Raw genomic sequence first — 22,347 nt, 5'->3', positions numbered from 1 at the left:
AATAAGTTCTCCCTTGTTATTTTAGTTTTTCTTTTAGTTCGATTGGCAGTTCATTTTCATTCAACATATAAACCTGAGGAGTATCTACTTGATCTTTGTAATAAAAAGCAACAAGATAATCTCCCGTGTCTCGTAAGTTCGCATGTTGAAGAAGTGTTTCTACCTGCTGATTGTTTTTTACTTTAATTGCTTTCTCATCCTTCGTTAGAGATGTAAACTCTTCTTGAAGACGATAATCGTTTTTAAGATGAGAAGAATTTTTAAACACTTCGATTTTTTCTACGTCCTTTGGCATGAGACGGGCACGTTCATATAAACCCTCTTTTTTCAGCCATGCTTCTACTTCGCTATAAGACTTATCCCAAGATGCAGTTTGTACGTACTGTCCTTTTCCATCCATAAACTCAATTGAAGCCCAGCTTTCTTTTGTGCTGTACATTTCATCAAACGTTTCGTTCATCATCGACTGTTTGACTACGTGTATAAGTTCTTGTACTTTATCTGGATTTGTAATGTTGATTGAATTTGACTTTCCTTGAACAGAAAAACTCACGCTTTTAATTTTATCCGTGTTTTTTGTTCGTAAAAGCGGATGGAAATTTTCTTTGTATTCTTTTGTTTCTGCAATTTCTTTATAAAAAGCTTTATAGTCTGAAAATGGAATAAAGTATTCTCGGACCATTTGTTTTCCATTTTTTAATTTATAAGCAAATACAGCCATTTTCCCGTTTCTGCTTTCTATTTCACTTTGTTTATCAGGATCCAGCTTCTTATTTTTAGATGCTGTCATTTGTTTTTGCAGCTGACGAACACTCTGAATCGTTTCTTTACTTGTATAGTAATATGGAGCTTCATAATAGCCATTCATTCCATTTGCATAGTTTTCAGGTTTATCAGTCAATGGATATATATCTTCATCGAAATATACACTTTCAATCTCTGAAGCTGCTGGTACTTTAGTAGAATAGCCGAACACATCTAGATGAATGATAAAGCCCACAATAGCTGCAGCTATAACAAACCCTAGATATCCTTTCCATTTCGTAAAGATACGCCACGTTTTATTTAAAATGATTTGAGCAACTGTATAGCCTATTAATGAACCAATAATATAGCCCACGACCATCCATGAAAATTCACCTTTCATGCTAATAAAGTAAAATCCGCCTAACATGAGTGAACAAGCAGTTACTCCGTATACGAATACCGGTTTTAACCAGCTAACTGAAATGGTTTGCGTAGCAGCTTCTACTTTTCTTTTTTGGTAGGTAATTAAAGCAATGATGTAAAATAAGACAATGAGTCCAATATAAACAAGTGCACTAGTAGAAAAGCTTTTATGAGCTACCATTTGCGCTACGTGTGAAAACGGAACAAGGCTGTCAACATTTTTGTTCACATAATAGTCATACGCATAGCCGTACCAGTAAAACTTTACATTGGATATAGCTAAATAAGAGATTCCGCCGGGTAGAAGAAATAGAACGTATAAAAAAATTCCCTGGAGGACAGACATGCCGGTGAACATTCCCGCTAAAACAGTTCCAGTCAGCACAAATAAGTTAATTAAAATACTGTAACCGACCCAGCTTAGAACATCTCCTGTGGTATAAACATCCTCAACGGTTAACACTCCTTTAACAGCAAAAGTAACGACTCCCGTAATTAAAATAGGAACAACTAAAACCAACGCGCCCAGAAGCATATTTTGATGAAACAGCGTAGAACGCTTAATTGGTAAACTATGAATATAGTCAGCCGCAATCTTCGTTTGTATATATCTAAATAGGAAAATACCAAGTAATACTGGTACAACAAACATAAACACAAATTCCAGCCCATCCAATACGTTAAATAACGTATCTGGTTTCTCTATATAAGGCTCTACCTTGCCTGTGAAAGTAAAAATCAGTTGTAAAGGTAAAGCGAATAGCAGTACTAGCAAGTATACAAGCCCAATCCATCCCACGTTTCTCATGGATTGAATCCACATGCCGCGGTTAAACGATGATGTTTTCGATTGCATAACCCACATCCCCCATTTCATAAATAAAGATTTCTTCCAGCGTAAGTGGCAAGATGTCAAAAATTAAAGGCTTATACGATCGAACTTTGTTGACTAAGTGATTTTCTTTTCCACGAACAATACAAAGTAAGACGCTTCCTCGTTTTTCTTGATATAAAATGTCTAGCGTTTCATAAAGCGCTAGCGGCACATCTCCTTCAAATGCAACTTGAACTTTGTGCACATCAGACTTTAAATCATCCAGCTCTTTTTCAATTAATAATTGACCGTGATGCAAGATGCCTACATGATCACACAGATCTTCCACTTCTCGCAGGTTATGTGACGAAATTAAAATCGTCATTTCCCGTTCTGCCACGTCTTGAACAAGAAGGTTTTTAATTTTTTGACGCATTACCGCATCTAAACCGTCGAGCGGCTCATCTAAGATAAGTACATCAGGCATAGCAGACAGCGCTAACCAAAAACCTACTTGACGCTGCATTCCCTTGGACATTCTATGTACCTTTTTATGTAATTGAATTGGGAAAGCTTCTTTTAATTTTTGGAACCTCTCTTCGTTCCAAGTCGGATAGACGCTTCTATAAAAAGACGCTAATTGCTTAATCGTTGTTTGAGGGAAAAAATAAAGAGAATCTGGCATAAAAATAAGACGTTCTTTTAACCCAACGTTTTCGAATACTTCCTCGCCGTCTATGGCAATCTTTCCTTGATCCTGCTTGTAAATACCTGCTATGATTTTTAATAGCGTTGTTTTTCCTGCCCCGTTGGAGCCAAGCAGTCCGTAAATAGATCCTTTTTTTATAGAAAGCGTGACGTCTCTTAGAGCTTCCATTTCTTCAAACTCTTTTTTTATCGCCTTCAGTTCAATCACTATCGCTTCCCCCTTTTACTGCTTTTTCAGCCTGTGAAATAAGTGATAGAATTTCATCTTTATCCATCCCTAAATACATAGCTTCTGCCAACAGTTTTACTAATTCTTCTTTCATCTTTTTCACCTTCTCGTTATTTAGTGTATCAACTTGAGGCGTTACAAAACTTCCTTTGCCTGGAACTGAATAAATATAATTCTGATGTTCTAGTTCACGATACGCTTTTTGAATTGTATTTGGATTAATCGTTAATTCTTTTGCTAACAGCCGAACAGATGGAAGCTTTTGATCAGCCTTAAAGACTTCATGAATAATAAGCTCTTTCAATTTATCTACTAATTGCTCGTATATCGGCTTGCGACTACGAATATCTAAATCGAACATAGTCTGCCTCCCTTCATTTACCCAAAATCATGATGTGTGTACTAGGTGTATTAACTGTATTACTTATCGTATTACAGTTAATATTATAATATGTTTTTTGGAAAAAACAAGTACTTTTTTTACTTTTGTTACAAACAGATGACAAAAAAGTGTTTAATAGCATTATAGAATAAATGTAAATAATTAGTTTTACTTCTAAAAATAGCGTGTACTGCTTTTGTTATAAACCTCTAAGTCGACATCTTATTTTACTTTTTTAACCAAGTGCCTCTAGTTATTACAATAGCAATGTTTTATAATGTTTATAATTAATTTTTTTAATACAAAAGGAGCCATATTTTATGTACTATGATGCGTTAAAGACGTTTGTTTCTGTGGTAGAAGAGCAAAGCTTTACAAAAGCTGCGGAAAAATTAATGATTTCACAGCCAAGCGTAAGCGTACACATCAAAAATCTCGAGAAAGAATTTCAAACGTCTCTATTTTTGCGTTCACCTAAGATGTTAAAAATCACACCCAGCGGCGAAATTTTATACGACCGTGCCAAACAAATGATCCAGATATACGAGCATACGAAACGAGATATTTATGAACACCATCATCGTGTCAAAGGAATGCTAACGATTGGCGCCAGTTTTACGATTGGCGAATATATTCTTCCTTCCTTTTTAGCAAAGCTTCGTGAACAATATCCTGATATTGATGTAGAAGTGACTATCGGTAATACAAAGGAAATTGCTCAGCTTGTTCGTCATTTCAAAGTAGATGTAGGACTTATTGAAGGTCACACGGAAGAGTCCGACTTACATATTCAGTCCTTTATGGGCGATGAACTTGCCATCGTTGCGTCAGTGGATCACCCTTTAGCTCAGCTTAAAAAAGTAGAAATCGATGATTTACAAAATCAGCGGTGGGTAGCGCGTGAAAAAGGCTCGGGAACAAGAGAATATTTAGATCACGTTCTAATGTCCAACGGTTTAAAAATGAAAAGCATGCTAACGATCAGCAGCAATCAAGGCATTAAAGAAGCCATCGTTCATAATTTAGGAATGTCTGTGCTTTCGCTTTGTGCTATTAAAGAAGATGTAGAACAAAGGCACCTATCGATTCTCAACGTTAACACCGCTCCTTTTAAGCGCCGTTTTTCTTATATCTATCCTGCTAACAGCGCTCATAAAAAAGTAGCGGAGCTTTTTATTCAGCTTTTAAACTAAGAAAAGAAATTCCGACATAAGTAAATTACTTCAATCTAAAGACTAAAGTAGCTAGTATAAATCACTTGCGACACCGCAGTTGATTTCCGTGCAAGACTTCGCTTTCCCGCAGGAGTCTCCGTCTTGCCCTCCAATCAACAACTAGAAGCAACTACGTACATAAAACTAGCGCTCACTATCAAAATCAAAAAAATCCGAACGCGTTTGATTCTTAATCAAGAATCAAACGCGTTCGGATCTTCCTTTACCTAAGATGCTCTTGCTCTAGCCTCTTTTTAAGATAATAGCCATACATGTCTTTTCATTCTTTCTTAGTGGACATGAGTCTGCTGAGCCGGCATTTTTGACAAACGAACAGCTAGGAAAAAGGCTGTTGTAAGAAATACACCAATTAGAGCAATCACACCTTTCCAGCCGTACGCACTCCAGCATAATCCAGCCACCGTCCCGCCAACACTTGATCCTGCATAGTAAAAAAACAAATACAAAGACGAAGCCTGAGCTTTGTCATGAGTGGCTCTTCTTCCTACCCAGCTGCTTGCAATGGAATGACTTCCAAAAAAGCCAAAGGTCAGCAGCAAAAGCCCGGTAATTTTTATCCATAAAACCGGATGCAGCGTAACGATTGAACCTATAAGCGTAACAGCAATCGTACATAACAGCACTTTCTTCCGACCATATCGATCCGCCAGCGTCCCCATCCAGACCGAGCTGAATACTCCAACAAAGAAAATAACAAAAATAAAACTTACAAGCGTATGATTCCAAGAATACGGAGGAGCGGATAAAGCGTATCCAATATAATTGTATAAAGCTACGTTACTTCCAAGCAGCGCAAAACCAATAGCAAAAAGACACAGCATCCCTTTATCTTGAAGATGACTGCGAAGAGAGCCGGTAAGCTGCCTAAGTTCAAATGACCGGGAAGTAAAGTTCTGTGAATCAGGCAAATTCATAAAAAAAACAAATGTGGCCAACAAGCTGATTGCGCTTACAACGTCAAGAGCTACCGACCAGTTAAAATACTCCGTGAGCACTCCTGTCATAAGCCTTCCCGCTACGCCTCCAAAGGCGTTTCCGCTTATATAAATCCCCATCGCTTTTCCTAAACTCCCGGGTTCAATTTCTTCTCCTAAGTAAGCCATGGCCACAGAAGGCAGCCCTGCTAACACGATTCCTTGAATAACGCGAAAAACTAACAGCGTTTCAAAGGTAGAGCTAAATGCTGTCATGATGCATAGCAATGACGCAAAAATCAACGATAGGCCCATCAGTTTCTTTCGTCCCCACACTTCCGATAAAGAACCTAAAAAAAGCATACTAACAGCAAGCGTGATGGTTGTTAACGAAAGAGATAAACTCGCAAACGCCGGGGTTATCCCAAATTCTCTAGAAAATTCGGGTAAAATGGCCTGTGTACAATATAAAATCGAAAATGTGTTGAATCCTGCTGCAAAAAGCGCAACATTTGTTTTGCGAAAAGCTGATGTTCCAATTACGGTATAACTCACAGTTGGTCACTTCCTTTTTTCTCTAAAAAAAGCATATCACGGTTTTTTTATTCTGTATAATTCATTATGTAAATCGTTTTCATGCATTTCAGTAATGAGTAAAATGACAATAGGAACTGACAACAGCCTAATTATTTTCAAACAGCTGCATGCGAGAATGAAGATGTTATCCTCTCCCGTTTCACAAAAGCATAAAAAAAGTCGAGCCAATTTTTCATGGCTCAACTTTTTTAATCTAATACATAAGATGCTAATACTTTTTGCACGTCGTAAACGCTTTTATCTTTACGAAATTCTTTTGAGATTGGCGCGCTAGAACCTGATACCCAAATATTTAATTCCGCATCTAAATCGAACGTTCCAGCCGTTTCTACGCTAAAATGGGTAATCGTCTTATAAGGAATGGAATGATAATCTGTTTTCTTTCCCGTCACTCCTTGCTTATCAACGATAATTAAGCGTTTCGTCGTAAACACCATTAAATCGCGAATGACTTTATACGCTTGTTCCACTCGCTCGTTGGCAATTAAAATGTTTTGTAAATCTTTTTCAGTTCCTCTTATATCTGCTTCTGATGCATTTCCTAATAGTCCATCTAATATACCCATGCTTATCACTCCTTTCTATCTACACTACCGCATTTTGTTCTGTCTGGAAACCTAAAACGTTTTTTTAATGAATTAATTTACTTTCACGCGCTTTTTTGGTTAATTTCGCACTCGTTTTACTAAGAGGCTTATGAAGAAAAATGCCAACGAGCAGCACGCCAAGCCAAATGCAAAGAAGAACCGTAACGTCTTTTCTTACAATATCCGCTAACATGCCTCCTACAACTTCTCTCATCATGCTTATTGCATAGGTAAATGGTAAAAACGGGTTGATTGCTTGAAAAAAAGCAGGCACAACTTGAATCGGAAATGTACCGCCTGCAGCGGAAAGCTGAAGTACAAGCAAAACAATCGCCATCGCTTTTCCTGCATTGCCAAATATCGCAACAAGCGTATAGACAATCGTCATAAACACGAAGCTGCACAGCAAGCCTAAAAAGATAAAAGGCACTTTATCTACGACGTACGTTTTGATTAAAAATAAATCGCCTAGCGTCACAATAAAAGCTTGCACAAGAGCAATGGACAAAAACGTTAAAAGTCTTCCAAGATAGACTTCATAGCTTTTAAACCCCTCTTCATCCGCTACTTCTACACTTAAAATCGAAACTAACAGCAAAGCCCCGACCCACAAGCAAAGCGTTGTGTAAAACGGCGACATAGCCGAGCCGTAGTTCGGAATGGGATAAAGCCTTTCTTCTTTTAAAAGAACCGGTTTAGCAAAAAAATCACTTTCTTTTTGCACATCGTTTTTTAGCAAATTAATAATATCTTCAATGTTTTCTTTTCGCTGAAATTCTCGTATCTTATCCGCTATATTATGTACATTTTGCTCGATTCGCGGAAAGTCTTTTGTTATTTTCGCAAGCTCCTGCTGCCCGAGCAAGATGCCACTCGCTGTTTTAGACAGCACATTCGAAACATCCGGCATGCTTTTATTGGCTTCCTCAAGCAGTGAGTTTGCGCTTGCCGTTTTATCTTTTGCCTCTTTGATTGCTTGTTCAACAGCGGGCACAATCGTAGAAGAATACGAATTCGTTAACGTATTTAATCTTGAAACCGCTTGGTCGGTGCGTGAGCTGAATCTATCAAGCACGCTTTGATTTGGAGCATCTCCATTTTGTGTTTGTTGCTGCAGACTGTTTACATCCGACAGCTGCTGCTGTAAAAGCGTGTTTACATCTTTTACGTCATTAATAACAGGTGAAAGAACTTCTTGTTGAGATAACGCATTTAAATCTGTAAGAAGCGTAAGAACCTCTCCTGTGTCAGCAATTTGTTTTGTTAACTGCACTTTTAGCTGTTCCGCTGCTGCGCTGACTTCAGCCGGTGCGATGTCTTTTTCCATCAGCTGATTCTTCAATTCTTGAACTCCGAGAGCTCGCTGTTGAACACGATGCAGCGTTTCGTTGATCGTCGGTTCTGCTGTTTTTAACACTTGATCGCTTTTAGTTAAAAAAGTATTTAGCTGCTGAGTCATCTGTGCGCCGTCAGCTGTTAGTCTCTCTACTTCAGGAAGAGCGGCCTGAGCTTTTGAGACAATAGCTCCAGCTTTTTGAGTGGTATCATTCGCTTCATTAATTACTTTTTTGATTTCAGGAAGACGATTTTCAAGCTCAAAAATTCGTTGTTCAACTTGTTGAATGGTCGGCAAATCCCGCTGCAGGGTAATACCTAGTTCGTTAAACACAGAAAAAATGGCTCCATTCGCTGTTTTGACGAATTTTTCACTAATCTGTTGTGTTAAGCTGCTGGCTCCTTTGCTTGTAATTTTAGGCGCCACGGCGTTTATTTTTTCGTTTACTTTGTAAATAATGACCGGCTTTTCCAAACGATCTTGAAGAACGGTACCAAGCTTTTGTGAAAAATCTTTTGGAATAACAATACTTGCATAATAGTCTCCGTGCTTTACTCCGTGATTAGCTTTTTCTTTTGAAACAAACGTCCATCCAAGCGTTTTATTTTTCTTTAATGTTGCAATAATATCTTTTCCCACGTTCACGTGCTGCCCTCTTATCGTAGAACCTTCGTCTTCGCTTGTTACTGCAATGGCAATACCTTCAGTCCGTCCGTAAGGGTCCCATGATGCTTTTATATTAAACCATGCATAAAAAGACGGCAGAATCATCAGCGTCAGCACAATGATAATCATCGCCCAATTGGTGAAAATTCTTTTTAAATCGCGCGTATAAATATAAACAGTATTTTTCATATGTCCCACCCAGTTTTATTGTTACAAGTTAGCTTATCCATGTTCGAAGAAACATATTTCTGATACTATAGAAAAAGTTAGATATGGTTTTAGTAGAAAGGATGATGAACATGACAGAAAGACTTTATTATAGCAATCCCTACACAAAAACGTGGGAAACAGAAGTGACAGAGACGCGCGCTCTTTCAAATGGCTACGCCTTAACGTTAAAACAAACTGCTTTTTATCCAGAAGGCGGCGGACAGCCTTCTGATTACGGTACTATTGCCGGAATTGAGGTAAAAGATGTTTATGAAGAAAATGGAGAAGTCTATCATCTCGTTGATACGCTCCCTGCACAAACGAACGTCACGTGTGAAATTGACTGGAATCGCCGCTTTGATCATATGCAGCAGCATAGCGGACAGCACTTACTTTCAGCTCTATTAATTGATACATATGATATTCATACCGTTAGCTTTCATTTAGGAAGCGAAGCTGTCTCTATTGATTTAAATGTGCCTCAGTTATTTCATGAGCAGCTATTACACATTGAAAAGTTGTAAACGACGCTATTTACAGCAACCGCCACATTAAAACGTACGAAGTGAAAAAAGAAGATTTGCATACTCTTGCGCTTCGCAAAGTGCCCGAGCTAGAAGACGAAATTGTACGCATCGTAGAAATTGAAGGTATTGATGTTTCTGCCTGCTGCGGCACTCATGTGAACCAAATTGGAGAACTGGGCCTTATTAAACTTACAAAAACAGAAAAGCAGCGCGGCAATACACGCCTCTTTTTTAAATGCGGTATGCGTGCATTAGCTGATTATCAGCAGTCTCAAGAAATCGTAGCGGAACTTAGCAATAAATTCAGTACAAGCCGTGAGTTAGTTGTAGAACGAATTAAAAAATTGGAGACTGAACAAAAAGAACTGCAAAAACAACTAGAAGAATTAAAAAATGAAAATGCAGCTTATTTAGCAAGTGAATTAGAAGCCAAAAAAGAAGGATCATTTCTGTACCATCACTTTGAAAACCGTACATTAAAAGATGTGCAAGCTTTGACAAAGCAGCTGCTTCAAACGCCTGATACAACGCTTCTTTTTGCTTTTTCAAGTGATCAAAAGGTCTTACTTGCCCACAGCGGCAGTGAGGTAAAATGCGGAGAGCTTTATAAAGAGCTTCTTCCTCTTTACGATGGAAAAGGCGGGGGCGGACCAAAACAAGCCCAAGCCAGCTTTTCATCTTCTGAAAATATGAACGCCTTTATTAGCGCAGTAAAAGAAAAAATAACTCATGCATAACAAAAAGCCTGTCTTTTTAAAGACAGGCTTTTTCCACATAATCAGCTTACTAAATAGCCAATTAATAACCCAATTGATAAAGTAAATCCAAAAAACGTATTTGTTTGAGCAGTTGCTTTCATCGCAATAAGCTCTCCGCGTACAAATGCTTGTACGGCTTGAATTGGCTTAGGTGCACTAAGAAACACTAAGAAAATCCAAGGGCTAATATCGAAGAATACCACTAATGCAACGGTCCAAATATACGCAATGCCGAACAAAGCAGCTAAAAATCTAATCGCATTTTTAGAACCTAATAAAATAGCTAGCGTACGTCGTCCGCCTTTTGTGTCTTCTTCTATATCGCGAATGTTGTTAGACAAATTAATCGCCCCTACTAAAATCGCAATCGGAAGTGATACAAAGATGCTTTCAGACGTTACGGTATTTGTTTGAATAAAAAATGAAATTAAAACGAACATGGCACCCATGCAAAGACCTGAAAATAATTCTCCAAACGGCGTATACGCAATCGGAAGCGGTCCGCCCGTATACAAATAACCAATCGCCATACCTACTAACCCAACTAAAGCAAGCCACCAGCTGCTGTTTGCACATATATATACGCCTAAAATAAGAGCAATTCCATAAGAAATCAGTGCTAAATTTAATACCGTTTTCGGTTTCATTCCGTGTCTGACGATAGCTCCTCCGATACCTACGGAGTCTTCTGTGTCTAACCCGCGTTTAAAATCATAGTACTCGTTAAATAAGTTTGTCGCAATTTGAATCCACAAACATGAAAAAAGCATCGCAAGAAACATCCAAACGTTCACATGGCCATAAAACATGGCTAGAACTGTTCCAATCAAAACGGGCACAAACGATGCTGTTAGCGTATGAGGACGGGTTAATTGCCACAAAATCTTCCCTTTGCTATACTGCTCGACTGCAGCTTTGTTTTCTCTGTTATGACTTGTCATCATCCTCTTCCCTTCTATTACGAACCGTATCTCTATTTAAAAGTGCTGCTTTTAACATAACGAATGATAGCAAACTTACTCTAAGACAATACACGTCCGCCCAACAAAAAAATCACGGAACTCTTTAAAATATAAGTTCCACTCTATATCATAATAATTTATCGCTCTTTTTACAAGATGACCGCTTATACATTTCCGGCTTTTTTCTACAAAAATCTGCTTTGACGCAGAAATTCATAGGAAAAAGATTAAAAGCCTGTATGAAAAATCAGATTGAGACATAACTACATCAATCTAAAGAAGCACAAATGGGATACGCGAGCTGAACAGCTTGTGACCCCGCAGCTGATTTCCGTGCAAGACTTCGCTTTCCGCGGACGGCCGCTGAGCCTCCTCGTCGCATACGCTCCTGCGGGGTCTCACCTGTTCCTCTTTTCCAGCAGGAGTCTTCGCCTTGCTCTCCAATCAACAGCTAGAAGCCCCTACATACATGAAACCTACGTTCACTATCACAATGAAAAGATCCGAGCGATTTATCGTTCGGATCTTTCTTCAACTAACATAATTTTGTACAAGCCCCTTTTTTATCTCTATATCTTATTAATTAAAATCGTAGTCGTCCTCATGTCTTCTGCGAAATCTTTTATGAAAACACGAATCGCATATCGCATGATCATGATTCCAAGGAAGGTCTTTAGAACACGCACTGCACGTTCTTTTAAATTTTTTCATATCTTTTCTTAATACGTTATGGATTTTATCTGTAAGCTCTTCTCGAACACGCTCCCAGTAAATAGCTTCTGGCCTTCTGTCCATTCGATATAAAAACAAAAGATGCAGGCCAATCGCCTTATAAGACAGCTCTAATTTTTCCAGTGAACCTTCTATTATCCTTGGTTCAGGTAACTCTTCTCTGTTAACAATCGCATTCATGCTAGCCACCCACTGTTTTTTCAAAGAGCTTTCTTTGGCTGAAAACGGCAGCTGCAAGTAACCGTATAAATCAACAATGGGCATTTTCGCTTCAATCAGCGTGTCTTTCACTTCCTCATAAAGCTCACGTTCTTGTGCCAGATTTGATTTTTGTGTCCCTTTTGGATTTTTAAATTTAGCCCACATGTCAAAAAACGTTCCGAGGTCATGATGATATTCTTTAAATCTTCTGAGCATATCTGAAGTAGGCGCAATTGAAAATTTACTGATTTGCTCGTCTGTTGAAAATAACAGTTCTCTCATTTGCTTTGCATCTTTAGCGAATGCAACTTCTCCAACATTGTAGAGCCCCTTCCTTCCAGCACGACCTGCAATCTGCTTTAACTCCTGGGAAGTCAGTAATCTCCGTTTTTGCCCATCAAATTTCATGTTTTCTAAAAGCACAATTCGTCTAATTGGAAGATTTAATCCCATTCCAATCGCATCCGTAGACACAATGACAGTTGTTTCTCTATTAATGAACTGCTCAATTTGTTTTCTTCTCGTTTCAGGCGGCATACTTCCATAAATCACGCTCACTTTGTGACCATCTTTTTCTAGCTTAGCCGCTGTCTGGAGCACTTTTTTACGCGAGAAAACAATTAAAGCATCTGCGGGTTTCACTTGTTCAATTTTGAACTTTCGAAGATCTACTTTTAAAGGTATATCTCTTTCATACTCATAAATTTCTGAGATCACACCGTCTAACATCTCTTCTAACATACTTCGAATGCTTAAACTTCCGATCACATGAACTTGTTTGGCATTGGCTCGGGTGATGGCTTTATACCATGAAAACCCTCGGTCTCTGTCTTGAATCATCTGTGCTTCATCAATTACGGTTACATCGCCATGTTCTAATTCGCTAAACATCTCTACGGTACCGGCCATATGCTGAGCGTCTTCAACAATCTTTTCTTCTTCACCTGTTTTTAACGAACAAGCAACTCCATCTTTGTTCAGCTTTTCAAAAACTTCTAAAGCTAACAGGCGAAGCGGCGCTAAGTAACTACCCGAAGCAGCTTTTTTTAATGACTTTAATGCTGTATATGTTTTTCCTGTGTTTGTATCACCGAGATGAAGAATGTATTCCGTTTCTTTTCTTGGATCCATTTCGTATTCTGCACCAAAAATATAATTTAACTGTCGCTGTTCTTCTTCAATCAGCTTTTTCTTTTCTTCACGTTCACGTTCTTGTTGTAATCGTCTTTCTTCCAGCTGTTGTGCATATCGCTCTTTATGCTCTTCAATCGTTAAGTTGTCCTCTGAAACTTCTAGTACATCGGAAAGCTTTTCTTCTACGAGCATTTTTTTATATTCATAGACCAAATCCGATAAATTACTTCTGAGTGCTTTTATAATATCCATTCGTGTTACCGAAGCATTTGTATAAGATTTATACTCTTCTTTAAATAAAGCAGGAAGGTCATCCATAATCATAGTTGGAATGATTTCATAAATCTTATCGGTGATAAATACCTCGTATACATCCTCATACGTTTCAAACAAGATAATCGTTGAATATCTGTCTAATTCTGAGCTTACGCTGCCCGTGAGCTCTTGAAAAAAGTCATGAACCGTTTCATAATCATGACGTGTTAAATCACCGTTTTCTATTAATTCATCTTCAAGCTCAGTATGCGGCGCATAGTTTTCAATATACTTTGAGTTTGTTTCAATGTCTTTTGATAGCTGTTGTGAAAGCTTTTCTCTTATATGTAGGTAATACAGCTCTTTATTTACTTCCAAAATAGGAGCCGCTTCTAAATTTAACTGTAATTGATACCTGGCTTTTCGATCATTAATACTTTGCTGTCTTTCTTTCTCTTTTCTTTCTTCTTCTTTTTTGGCAAATTCAGCTCTTGCTTCTCCGTATAGACATAGCCACTCTGCTTTATTGCCATTTCCGTATTGCTCTTTTAACCAAGAAAAAGCATCAAACTCCAGACCTTTTCTCGTTTCTTTAGCAAATAACTTATCTATAGCTTGAGGTTTATACCCTCTTATCTCAAAGCCTCTTTCTGTTAAATACGCTTTTCTGTTTTTCTTAGATACAGAAGAAACAGCTATTTTTCTCCACGCAGTCCCCCAGGCTTTCTTAATAAAAGAATGCCTGTCTGTTAAATACGCCTCTAAATCCAGACATTCGTCTTGTTCACCTAGTACGCTTTTTATATCCTGTAATAATGTATGTTTAGTTTTTTCAATGGCCCTGCCTTGAATAGCCTCTAATTCGAGCATAAAATTCTCCTTTGGAAAGTTTTCCTACATTTATTATAGAAAAGACCCCTTATAGAATCAAATACATTGTTATTACTTTATTTGAGGCTGGATTAATAAACTCTCTTCTTTCTGCTTTTACTTATTTCTCAGCTATTTTATCTACTTGCCTTTTTATCTTCTCTTCAACACAAAAAGCTCCTTTGAATAGAAGCTTTTTGACATTTTTTCAGATAATTCAGTCTACTTTAAATATCTATCAAGTATTTCTGTCAATTCCCTTTGAATAAGGGATTGAGAGCTGTGAAAGCTTGGTTAACGATACATGTAAAACACCTGTAAATAAAAAGGCCAAGATCGTTGCACCTGTGGCTATCGGGTGAACGTACGTGAAATAGTAGGCAAATACAGCACCCACTATGTAAGATACATACACATGAAGGTTAAATCCTTTTGTATACCAGTACAGTTTATTTTGTTTTTCTAAAATAGCTGAAATATCATAGTGTTTTTGGCGAATGATATAATAATCCACAAGAACAATCGCAATAATGGGAATAAATAAGACACCGATCATAAGCAAAAAGCTTTGAAAATTTGTCATTAACCACTCTTTTAGTAAAGAACCTAGGACTGTGACAACTCCCATCGTTAGTGCCGGTACCCAAAAGCGTTGCTTTGGAAAAATAGATAAATAAGACATTGTCGCGCTATACAGTACCATTACATTCGTAGACAGCACCGATAAAAAAATCACGATCGCTGCTACTAATCCTAATAGCGGACTATATGCGCCAATTAAATTTACTGGGTCATACGTTTGCGTCATATTTCCGAGAATCGAAAAACCGGAAACCGTTGCCCCTAAACCCATCGCAATTAAAGTCGCCACGTTATACCCTAAATACGTTCCCGCAATTCCCGTTTTTTCAGATTTACAGTTTCGGTTATAATCGCAAACAATGGGAATCCACGTAAAAGCTGTAGCTACTACAATATCAAAAGCTAACATCCCTGTAATGCCAGGATTTTCGTTCGCTTTCATTTGAATTAATTTGGCTGCATCGAATTCGATAAACAAATAGCTAAACACAACGGTTGCTAAAATGACCATAAGCGTAGCTACTAATTTTTCCGTTGCTTCAATTCCTTTGTGTCCGTATATAGAAATCGCTACTACCAACACTTGAGTAAGAATTGTAAATAGATTGATATTGCTGTAACCGGTCAAAAAAGTAATGGCATGATTTAAACTTAGCCCTGCCATGTAGGCTTGAATCCAGGCCCAGCCGATTAATGTAATAAGATTAACAGCAGCAGGAAGCATAGCTCCTCTTTGTCCAAAAGCAGGTCTCATTAAAACCATGGTTGGAAGACCGGTTCGAGTTCCGATATTTCCCATCAGCACGAGCGGTATAGCACCTACTAAAGAGCCAAGCACGATAATAAATAATGCCTTTAAAAATGTCATATCGGGTACAAACAGCATTCCCGTAAAAACGGTCGTTACTACCACATTGGCTCCTATCCACATGGAAAATGTAGAGAAGAAGCCCATACTTCTTTTATTGACTGCAATCGGCTGCACATCATCATGGGCAAGACCACTTTTTGTTGTCATTTTCTTTCCACCTTTCACTTTTATTGATACCAATTGGATCGAGCTAGCTTGGAATTTGTATTCACATGTTTTATTTCAGTAAAAGCAGCTAAGCCATATGGACCTAGCTCCCGGCCAATGCCACTTTCTTTAAAACCGCCCCACGCCGTTTCAATATGAGGCGTATGGTAGCCGTTGATCCAAATCGTTCCCGCTTGAAGCTGTTCAGCAACTCGCTCTGCTTTCATTAAATCATTCGTTAAAATTCCTGCAGCTAAACCAAATTTTGTGCCGTTAGCAAGGGCTATGGCTTCTTCTTCACTTGAAAAAGATTGAACGGTAATAACCGGACCAAATATTTCTTCTTGGACGACTTTCATATGCTGCTCCACATCAACAAGCACAGCCGGCTTTATATAGTTGCCACCTTCGCAGTCAATTAACGTTCCTCCTGTTAATAAATTCGCGCCTTCTTCTTGACCTAGCTTGATAAAATTCCGTATTTTGTTCAGATGCTCCTTGCTAATAACCGGACCCATCTCCGTTTCTTCTCTTAACGGATTACCAATTTTTATAGCAGCAACAGCCTCCGTAAGAGCAGAAAGAAACGGCTTATAGATAGATTCATGTACGAGTATACGCGATGAAGCTACACACACTTGACCTTGGTTAAAAAATGAGCCAAACATTGTCCAATCTACTGCAATATCAATTTCACTGTCTTCAAAAATAAGAAGCGGAGATTTCCCTCCCAGTTCAAGCGAAACTCTTTTCATCTCTTTTGCGCACTGCTGATAAATACGTTTGCCTGTTTCTGATCCTCCTGTAAAAGAGACTTTGGCTACGTCAGTGTGTTCAACAAGCGCACTTCCCACTTTACCGTCTCCCGTAAGTAAATTAAACACGCCTTCTGGTATACCAGCTTTTTTACATAGTGAAGCTAACTTTAAAAAAGAAAGCGGCGTTAATTCTGACGGCTTAAACACCACCGTATTCCCAGCTGCTAATGCAGGAGCCAGCTTCCACATGCCAAGCAGCAAAGGAAAATTCCAAGGAACGATTAGCGCGCATACCCCAATAGGTTCTTGAATGATTTTACTGTTTGTGCCGTCGAACATGTTCTTTGTCCACGGCTGATTTTCTTCTATTAAATTTGCGTAATATCTTAAACAATTAATCGTATCTTCAATATCTAACTGTGATTCTTTTATTGGTTTTCCTGTATTTAACGTTTCTGTTTCGGCAAATACACTCGCTTCATTTTCTAATAAATTTGCTAGTTTTTTAAGCACCTCTACACGCAGTGACTTATTTTTCTTCCATTCACTCTGCTCAAAAGCCTGCTTTGCTTTACCTACCGCTTCCTCTACTTGTTGAAGCGACGAATCAAACACTTCCGCTATGATCTTATTAGTCGCTGGATTGATAATTTCTCTTTTTAATGTTTTTTCCTGTTTCTTATCTATTTTTACATTTGCTTGCCCGTTCATACCCAAACACTCCCTATAGAGAACTCGTATATAAAAGTGGAAAGATACTAGTACCTTCCCACTTTTACCGTCTTTTTTATATTTAGTCGCGTGCTTTCACTAACAGCGCTTCTTCTTCTTTTGCTTTTTTTCTTAGCGCAATAAGCGTGATAAATTCATAGACAATGTTAGCGGCCGCCGCTGCTGTAATTTGACCATGATCATAAGCTGGCAGTACTTCCACTAAATCAAAACCGACAAAATCAATATTTGTTAAGCCTCGAACAAATTGAAGCGCATCGTCAATACTGGCACCTGAGACTTCAGGTGTTCCTGTTCCCGGCGCGTAAACTGGATCTAAAAAGTCAATGTCAAACGATAAAAACACAGGTCCTTCTCCTACACGCTCATGAATAATATCTAGCATTCTTTCAACGCCGATTTTTTTATATTCATTTGTCGTATACAGAGCCAAACCTAAGTTCTTTGCATCTTCTAAATCTTCAATGCCGTACAGACCGCCTCGCATGCCGATTTGAATCGAACGCGATACGTCTATTAACCCTTCTTCAATTGCTCGTCTGAATACCGTACCGTGATTGTATTTTTGTTCGAAATAACTATCCCACGTATCAGAATGAGCATCAAACTGGATAAGCGCTACCGGTCCGTGCTTTTTCGCAATCGCACGAAGTTCACCAAGCGTCATTGAATGATCGCCTCCTAGTGAAATAGGAATAATTCCTTCATTCACAACCGGCGCTAGCCCTTCTTCAATTTTCTTATATGTTTCTAAAATATATCCGGGAACTACTGATAAATCGCCGTAGTCCACGCCCGAGATGTAATCAAAAATATTAATCTTTTGTTCTGGATTATACGGGCGAAGCAAAATGGAGAAATCTCGAATAGCTTCCGGCCCAAAACGTGCTCCTGTTCGAAAAGATTGACCTGAATCAAATGGAATACCCGTCACAATAAAATCCATATCTGCATTTACTTGTTCTACATACGGAAGTCTCATAAACGTTCGAGGTCCGCAAAAACGCGGAGATTCAAATGAATTTTTCGGCTGATATTTTGGCATGATTTATTCCTCCTAATAGGTTTCATTCATTAGCGCGGCATCATTATTTTAGATACTGACGCTTTTTATTTAGATACTTTTTATTAATGCAAAATGCATGCCAATTTTTATCATCTTATTCCGCGCAATTATGGACGATTTTTAATTCATAATAGAATCAAAACAAAAAAACTGATTCAGTATTGAATCAGTTAATTCATTTTGAATTAAAACTTCATTATTTAATATTGTACTTTCGTAAACGTCTTACGACCGTAGGCTGGCTGATTCCTAATGCATTTGCCATTTCATACGTTGTTTGACACTGACGATAAGCACGAATTAGCCAGTTTTTCTCCACTTCTGCAAGTGCTTGCTGAAGCGTCATTCCCTCAGAGGTTAACGTGTCCAGAGACTCCCATTCTTCTTTTTCACTGCTGCTATTTTCTGAGTAAAACGGGAGGTCTTGAGGCAAGATGCTGTTTTCATCCGTTGTTAACACAAGGCGTTCAATTGTATTTTCAAGCTCGCGCACATTTCCAGGCCACGGATATTCAACTAATATATTTAATGCTTCTGCATAAAAAAATTTCTTCATGTTATATTTTTCATTTTGTTTATGTAAAACATGATAAAGCAGTGCCGCGATGTCTTCTTTTCTCTCACGAAGCGGAGGAATAGTAATTGGAATAACGTGTAAACGATAAAATAAATCTTCGCGAAACGTTCCTTTTCTGACCATTTCTTTAAGCGGCTGATTGGTTGCTACAATCAGCCTGAAGTTTACGTGTTTGGCTCGTTCACTGCCGATTTTGGTGACTGTTTTTTCTTGTAGCACTTTTAACAGCTTTACTTGCATATCAAGAGGAAGTTCCCCTATTTCATCTAAAAAAAGCGTGCCGTTATGAGCTAATTCAAATTTCCCTATTTTCCCTTTTGTACTTGCACCTGTAAAAGATCCTGCTTCGTATCCAAACATTTCAGATTCGAACAAACTAGCTGGAATGGCTCCGCAGTTAATTTCAATAAACGGCTCTTCTTTTCGTTCACTTCCATAGTGTAAAGCACGGGCAAAAGCCGTTTTACCAACACCCGATTCACCTAGTAACACAACCGTTGCATCGCTGTCTGCCACGCGATTAATAACCGACCATACCTTTTTCATCGATTCACTTCGTATGACCATCTCATTTGACTGCTGTTCCCGAAGCTCTTCCACTTCGAGCTGATATGTTTTCATTTTCACTTCGAGCTGCTGATAATCTTCTTTTAAGCGCTGAAGCTCTGTTAAATCATGCGAAAAGCTAATGACTCTTTTCATACACTGATGTTCATCATACACGGGAATACCGGTTGCCATTACAACTTTTCCCGTTTCTGTTTTTTGCATCAGCTGTACTTCTTTCTTTTTCTTTAGCACTTCAATCGTAACGGAAGGTGAAAATATCCCGCGTTTTTGCAGTTCGTATACGGTTTGTCCCACTAACTCTGACACGTCATACCCGTATATATCACGGCAGTTTTGACTTGCTCGTAAAACAAGTCCTTTTTCATCGGTGATCACGATATTGTCGTGAGAAGCATGCAAAATTGCTTCAAGCTCTCGTTCAATCATTCCCATTCAGTCCTCCTTTTTATGTAATCTGATTTTTCTAATATTTCTATCTTTTATTTTATCAGTAAATTCGCTTACTCAACACAAAAAGCTCCTTTAATAGGAGCTTTTTGTTCAAGATATCTGCTTCATTTTTTGTTTAAACAGCGCTACTTTTATCATGAAATAAGTGAGATTTTCAGGTAATTCTTCTTTGATTGGCTTTAACTTTTCATCGCCTACTGAGGAAGCAGCTTCTAAAATAAGCTGTTCGTCCTCCTCTGAAAGAAAAGGTGACCAGTCAATTTCTTTTTCTTCTTCTGCGCATTTAAACAAATGATTTTCAATGGTAATGCGGCTCAATTCACGTTCTTCAGCAATTTCATCTAACGATTTTCCTTGCTGAAATAGCTCATATGTTACTAAATGAGACCCTTCTTTTGATGAAGCTCTTGCTTTTTTCGGAGCAGGCGCTGACACTTCTCGCTTTCGGTCCGGATGTTTCTCACAAAAATGTTTGATTTCAGTCGTAAATCGTTCTCCGTATCGCTCTTGTTTTTGTTCTCCGACTCCTTTTACAGTGGCGAACTGCTGGAGCGTCACCGGAAGTTTTGTACACATATCATGAAGAGTATCGTCTGAGAAAATGACAAAAGGAGGTACGCCGGCTTCGTCTGCGAGCTGCTTTCGAACGGAACGCAAATGAGCAAACAGCTCGTCGTCTTGGACAATTTGCTTCACTTCCATTTGTTCTTTTCTCATCACTTTTTCCGTCCCGAGAAGCACACCTTTTCCTTTGGCCGCTACGGATAAAGTAGGAAATGACCCTTGTCCTACTAAAATAAACTGCTCTGAAATCAAATACTCGATAAAATCGCTCACTTCTTTAGCGGACCGGTCGCTCATGACGCCGTACGTTTTCAGTTTATCAAAACCAAAATCAATTACTTTTTTATTTCGAGAACCCGTTAACACTTGAGCAATCATCATTTTACCGAAACGTTCACCCATACGAATCATACAAGATAACACTTTTTGCGTATCAACCGTTACGTCTATTTCCACGCGATCATCCGTACAGTTGCTGCAGCGTCCGCACTCATGCGCTTCACTTTCTCCAAAATAATGAAGAATATACGCCTGTAAACAGCCTTCTGTATGACAGTAGTTCACCATACTTTGCAGCTTTTCAAGATCTTGAATCTGCTTTTTAGGATTCGACGTTGACTGTTCAATCAAAAAGCGCTGCACGCGAATATCTTGAGGTGAATAAAGCACGATACACTCACTTGGAAGTCCGTCACGACCAGCACGTCCTGCTTCTTGATAATAACTTTCCATATTTTTCGGAAGCTGATAGTGAAGAACAAAGCGAATATTTGATTTATCAATCCCCATTCCGAAGGCAGACGTGGCTATCATTACCTGAACATCATCTTGAAGAAAGCGATTTTGCTCTTCATCACGGCTGCTTGCGTTCATACCAGCATGGTATTTTGATACGTTAACTCCTGACTTTTGCAATCTAGCGTGAAGCTCTTCAACATCTTTACGCGTAGCGGCATAAATGATGCCTGCTTCTTGGTCATTTTTACGGATATACTGATCAATATAGCTGATTCGATCCTGACCTTTCACAACAGCGAACGATAAATTTTCACGTTCAAAGCCAGTCATCACTGTGTATTCTTCATTAATATGAAGAGCTCGGCAAATATCTTCACGCACTTGAGGCGTCGCAGTAGCCGTCAGCCCCATTACAATCGGCGCGTTAGACAGCTTGCTGATTAGGTCGCTGATACGCAAATAACTCGGTCTGAAATCATGGCCCCACTGTGAAATACAGTGCGCTTCATCTACCGCTACAAGCGGAATGGGAAGCATTTGAAGCTGCTCTAAAAACTGCGGAGACTCCAGTCGTTCCGGCGCTACATAAAGTAACTTATATTCACCAAGCGCTACTTCTTCCAAGCGCTGCTGTACCTCTGTGTGCGTCAGCGAGCTGTTAATATACGTGGCCGGAATACCAGCTGCGTTCAGCGTATCCACTTGGTCTTTCATCAAAGAAATCAACGGAGAAATAACCAGTGTCGTACCTTCTAATAGCAATGAAGGAATCTGATAACAAAGCGATTTCCCTCCTCCTGTTGGCATAATACAAGCGGTATTGTGCCCTTCTAAAACATAACGAATCGACTCTTCCTGTCCTTTTCGAAATGAATCATAGCCAAAATAGGACTGTAAATGTGTTAAAGCTTGTTCAAACTGCAAAATTGCGTCCTCCTTTAAAATAAGTAGAAATAGTAGTTGAGGGATTATTAATCGAGGATAAACATTACAACTGCTCTTCCT

Annotated in this window: 17 protein-coding genes; 3 read left to right on the top strand and 14 right to left on the bottom strand. The window is 38.7% G+C overall.

The genetic code is table 11. The features are described from left to right. Window positions 1-16: 16 nt before the first annotated feature. Genes ACOZIR_RS20560 through ACOZIR_RS20550 form a run of 3 tightly spaced genes read right to left on the bottom strand, consistent with a single transcriptional unit; the run spans window position 17 to window position 3,282 of the window. Window positions 17-2,026: a DUF6449 domain-containing protein gene (locus tag ACOZIR_RS20560; RefSeq protein WP_421535787.1), complete on the bottom strand. Its 2,010-nt coding sequence runs from the start codon at window positions 2,024-2,026 to the stop codon at window positions 17-19. Further along, complete coding sequence (locus tag ACOZIR_RS20555) at window positions 2,001-2,900, bottom strand: ABC transporter ATP-binding protein (RefSeq protein ID WP_421535786.1); 900 nt, start codon at window positions 2,898-2,900, stop codon at window positions 2,001-2,003. Before ACOZIR_RS20555 ends, ACOZIR_RS20560 begins: the two co-directional genes overlap by 26 nt. Next, window positions 2,893-3,282, bottom strand: coding sequence for a GntR family transcriptional regulator (locus ACOZIR_RS20550; RefSeq protein ID WP_013083081.1), 390 nt, complete (start codon window positions 3,280-3,282; stop codon window positions 2,893-2,895). The genes ACOZIR_RS20555 and ACOZIR_RS20550 overlap by 8 nt, the downstream gene beginning before the upstream one ends. A gap of 341 nt (window positions 3,283-3,623) precedes the next feature. On the opposite strand from ACOZIR_RS20550, the gene ACOZIR_RS20545 reads away from it, so the two are divergent. Then, on the top strand, window positions 3,624-4,496 hold the full coding sequence (locus tag ACOZIR_RS20545) for a selenium metabolism-associated LysR family transcriptional regulator (RefSeq protein WP_045290313.1): 873 nt from the start codon (window positions 3,624-3,626) through the stop codon (window positions 4,494-4,496). Between the two features lie 311 nt (window positions 4,497-4,807). Here the strand turns inward: ACOZIR_RS20545 and ACOZIR_RS20540 are convergent, their stop codons facing one another. The 3 genes from ACOZIR_RS20540 to ACOZIR_RS20530 form a co-directional block, all read right to left on the bottom strand. Further along, a complete protein-coding gene (locus ACOZIR_RS20540; protein WP_421535785.1) occupies window positions 4,808-6,007 on the bottom strand; it encodes an MFS transporter in 1,200 nt (399 codons plus the stop codon). Between the two features lie 230 nt (window positions 6,008-6,237). Further along, on the bottom strand, window positions 6,238-6,615 hold the full coding sequence (locus ACOZIR_RS20535) for a PH domain-containing protein (RefSeq protein WP_045290315.1): 378 nt from the start codon (window positions 6,613-6,615) through the stop codon (window positions 6,238-6,240). A 64-nt stretch (window positions 6,616-6,679) separates the two neighbouring features. Next, window positions 6,680-8,827: a YhgE/Pip family protein gene (locus tag ACOZIR_RS20530; protein WP_421535784.1), complete on the bottom strand. Its 2,148-nt coding sequence runs from the start codon at window positions 8,825-8,827 to the stop codon at window positions 6,680-6,682. 110 nt (window positions 8,828-8,937) lie between these two features. Between ACOZIR_RS20530 and ACOZIR_RS20525 the strand changes: the two genes are divergently transcribed. Next, on the top strand, window positions 8,938-9,372 hold the full coding sequence (locus ACOZIR_RS20525; RefSeq protein ID WP_421535783.1) for an alanine--tRNA ligase-related protein: 435 nt from the start codon (window positions 8,938-8,940) through the stop codon (window positions 9,370-9,372). A gap of 41 nt (window positions 9,373-9,413) precedes the next feature. Then, window positions 9,414-10,112, top strand: coding sequence for a DHHA1 domain-containing protein (locus tag ACOZIR_RS20520; protein ID WP_421535782.1), 699 nt, complete (start codon window positions 9,414-9,416; stop codon window positions 10,110-10,112). Between the two features lie 41 nt (window positions 10,113-10,153). Here ACOZIR_RS20520 and ACOZIR_RS20515 read toward each other — a convergent pair whose 3' ends face one another. The 8 genes from ACOZIR_RS20515 to recQ all read right to left on the bottom strand — a co-directional run bounded on the left by ACOZIR_RS20515 (window position 10,154) and on the right by recQ (window position 22,266). After that, window positions 10,154-11,077 (bottom strand): 1,4-dihydroxy-2-naphthoate polyprenyltransferase, encoded by a 924-nt coding sequence (locus ACOZIR_RS20515; protein WP_045290322.1) that lies wholly within the window; start codon window positions 11,075-11,077, stop codon window positions 10,154-10,156. A gap of 286 nt (window positions 11,078-11,363) precedes the next feature. Further along, window positions 11,364-11,543: a hypothetical protein gene (locus ACOZIR_RS20510; protein WP_411304901.1), complete on the bottom strand. Its 180-nt coding sequence runs from the start codon at window positions 11,541-11,543 to the stop codon at window positions 11,364-11,366. Window positions 11,544-11,674: 131 nt separating this feature from the next. Continuing rightward, window positions 11,675-14,287, bottom strand: coding sequence for a helicase-related protein (locus ACOZIR_RS20505; protein WP_421535781.1), 2,613 nt, complete (start codon window positions 14,285-14,287; stop codon window positions 11,675-11,677). A 238-nt stretch (window positions 14,288-14,525) separates the two neighbouring features. Next, window positions 14,526-15,887, bottom strand: coding sequence for a purine-cytosine permease family protein (locus ACOZIR_RS20500; RefSeq protein ID WP_045290326.1), 1,362 nt, complete (start codon window positions 15,885-15,887; stop codon window positions 14,526-14,528). Window positions 15,888-15,907: 20 nt separating this feature from the next. After that, the gene (locus tag ACOZIR_RS20495) at window positions 15,908-17,356 is read right to left on the bottom strand and encodes an aldehyde dehydrogenase family protein (RefSeq protein WP_045290328.1); all 1,449 of its coding nucleotides are present in this window, start codon (window positions 17,354-17,356) and stop codon (window positions 15,908-15,910) included. Between the two features lie 82 nt (window positions 17,357-17,438). After that, a complete protein-coding gene (speB, locus tag ACOZIR_RS20490) occupies window positions 17,439-18,422 on the bottom strand; it encodes an agmatinase (protein ID WP_045290329.1) in 984 nt (327 codons plus the stop codon). Between the two features lie 217 nt (window positions 18,423-18,639). Beyond that, complete coding sequence (locus ACOZIR_RS20485; protein ID WP_045290330.1) at window positions 18,640-20,022, bottom strand: sigma-54 interaction domain-containing protein; 1,383 nt, start codon at window positions 20,020-20,022, stop codon at window positions 18,640-18,642. A gap of 108 nt (window positions 20,023-20,130) precedes the next feature. Next, window positions 20,131-22,266, bottom strand: coding sequence for a DNA helicase RecQ (recQ, locus tag ACOZIR_RS20480; protein WP_421535780.1), 2,136 nt, complete (start codon window positions 22,264-22,266; stop codon window positions 20,131-20,133). Window positions 22,267-22,347 lie beyond the last annotated feature (81 nt).

This window comes from Priestia sp. D3YE.R1 (assembly GCF_049199565.1).
Lineage (GTDB): Bacteria > Bacillota > Bacilli > Bacillales > Bacillaceae_H > Priestia > Priestia aryabhattai.
Note: the sequence above shows the minus strand (reverse complement) of the source record. Positions and strands in the feature narration are given on the sequence as shown.

What these genes read in the sequence shown, in the direction of transcription:
- ACOZIR_RS20560 (WP_421535787.1), bottom strand. Translation starts at nt 2,026, where the DNA reads ATGCAATCGAAAACATCATCGTTTAACCGCGGCATGTGGATTCAATCC.
- ACOZIR_RS20550 (WP_013083081.1), bottom strand. Translation starts at nt 3,282, where the DNA reads ATGTTCGATTTAGATATTCGTAGTCGCAAGCCGATATACGAGCAATTA.
- ACOZIR_RS20545 (WP_045290313.1), top strand. Translation starts at nt 3,624, where the DNA reads ATGTACTATGATGCGTTAAAGACGTTTGTTTCTGTGGTAGAAGAGCAA.
- ACOZIR_RS20535 (WP_045290315.1), bottom strand. Translation starts at nt 6,615, where the DNA reads ATGGGTATATTAGATGGACTATTAGGAAATGCATCAGAAGCAGATATA.
- ACOZIR_RS20530 (WP_421535784.1), bottom strand. Translation starts at nt 8,827, where the DNA reads ATGAAAAATACTGTTTATATTTATACGCGCGATTTAAAAAGAATTTTC.
- ACOZIR_RS20525 (WP_421535783.1), top strand. Translation starts at nt 8,938, where the DNA reads ATGACAGAAAGACTTTATTATAGCAATCCCTACACAAAAACGTGGGAA.
- ACOZIR_RS20515 (WP_045290322.1), bottom strand. Translation starts at nt 11,077, where the DNA reads ATGATGACAAGTCATAACAGAGAAAACAAAGCTGCAGTCGAGCAGTAT.
- ACOZIR_RS20505 (WP_421535781.1), bottom strand. Translation starts at nt 14,287, where the DNA reads ATGCTCGAATTAGAGGCTATTCAAGGCAGGGCCATTGAAAAAACTAAA.
- ACOZIR_RS20500 (WP_045290326.1), bottom strand. Translation starts at nt 15,887, where the DNA reads ATGACAACAAAAAGTGGTCTTGCCCATGATGATGTGCAGCCGATTGCA.
- ACOZIR_RS20495 (WP_045290328.1), bottom strand. Translation starts at nt 17,356, where the DNA reads ATGAACGGGCAAGCAAATGTAAAAATAGATAAGAAACAGGAAAAAACA.
- speB (WP_045290329.1), bottom strand. Translation starts at nt 18,422, where the DNA reads ATGCCAAAATATCAGCCGAAAAATTCATTTGAATCTCCGCGTTTTTGC.
- ACOZIR_RS20485 (WP_045290330.1), bottom strand. Translation starts at nt 20,022, where the DNA reads ATGGGAATGATTGAACGAGAGCTTGAAGCAATTTTGCATGCTTCTCAC.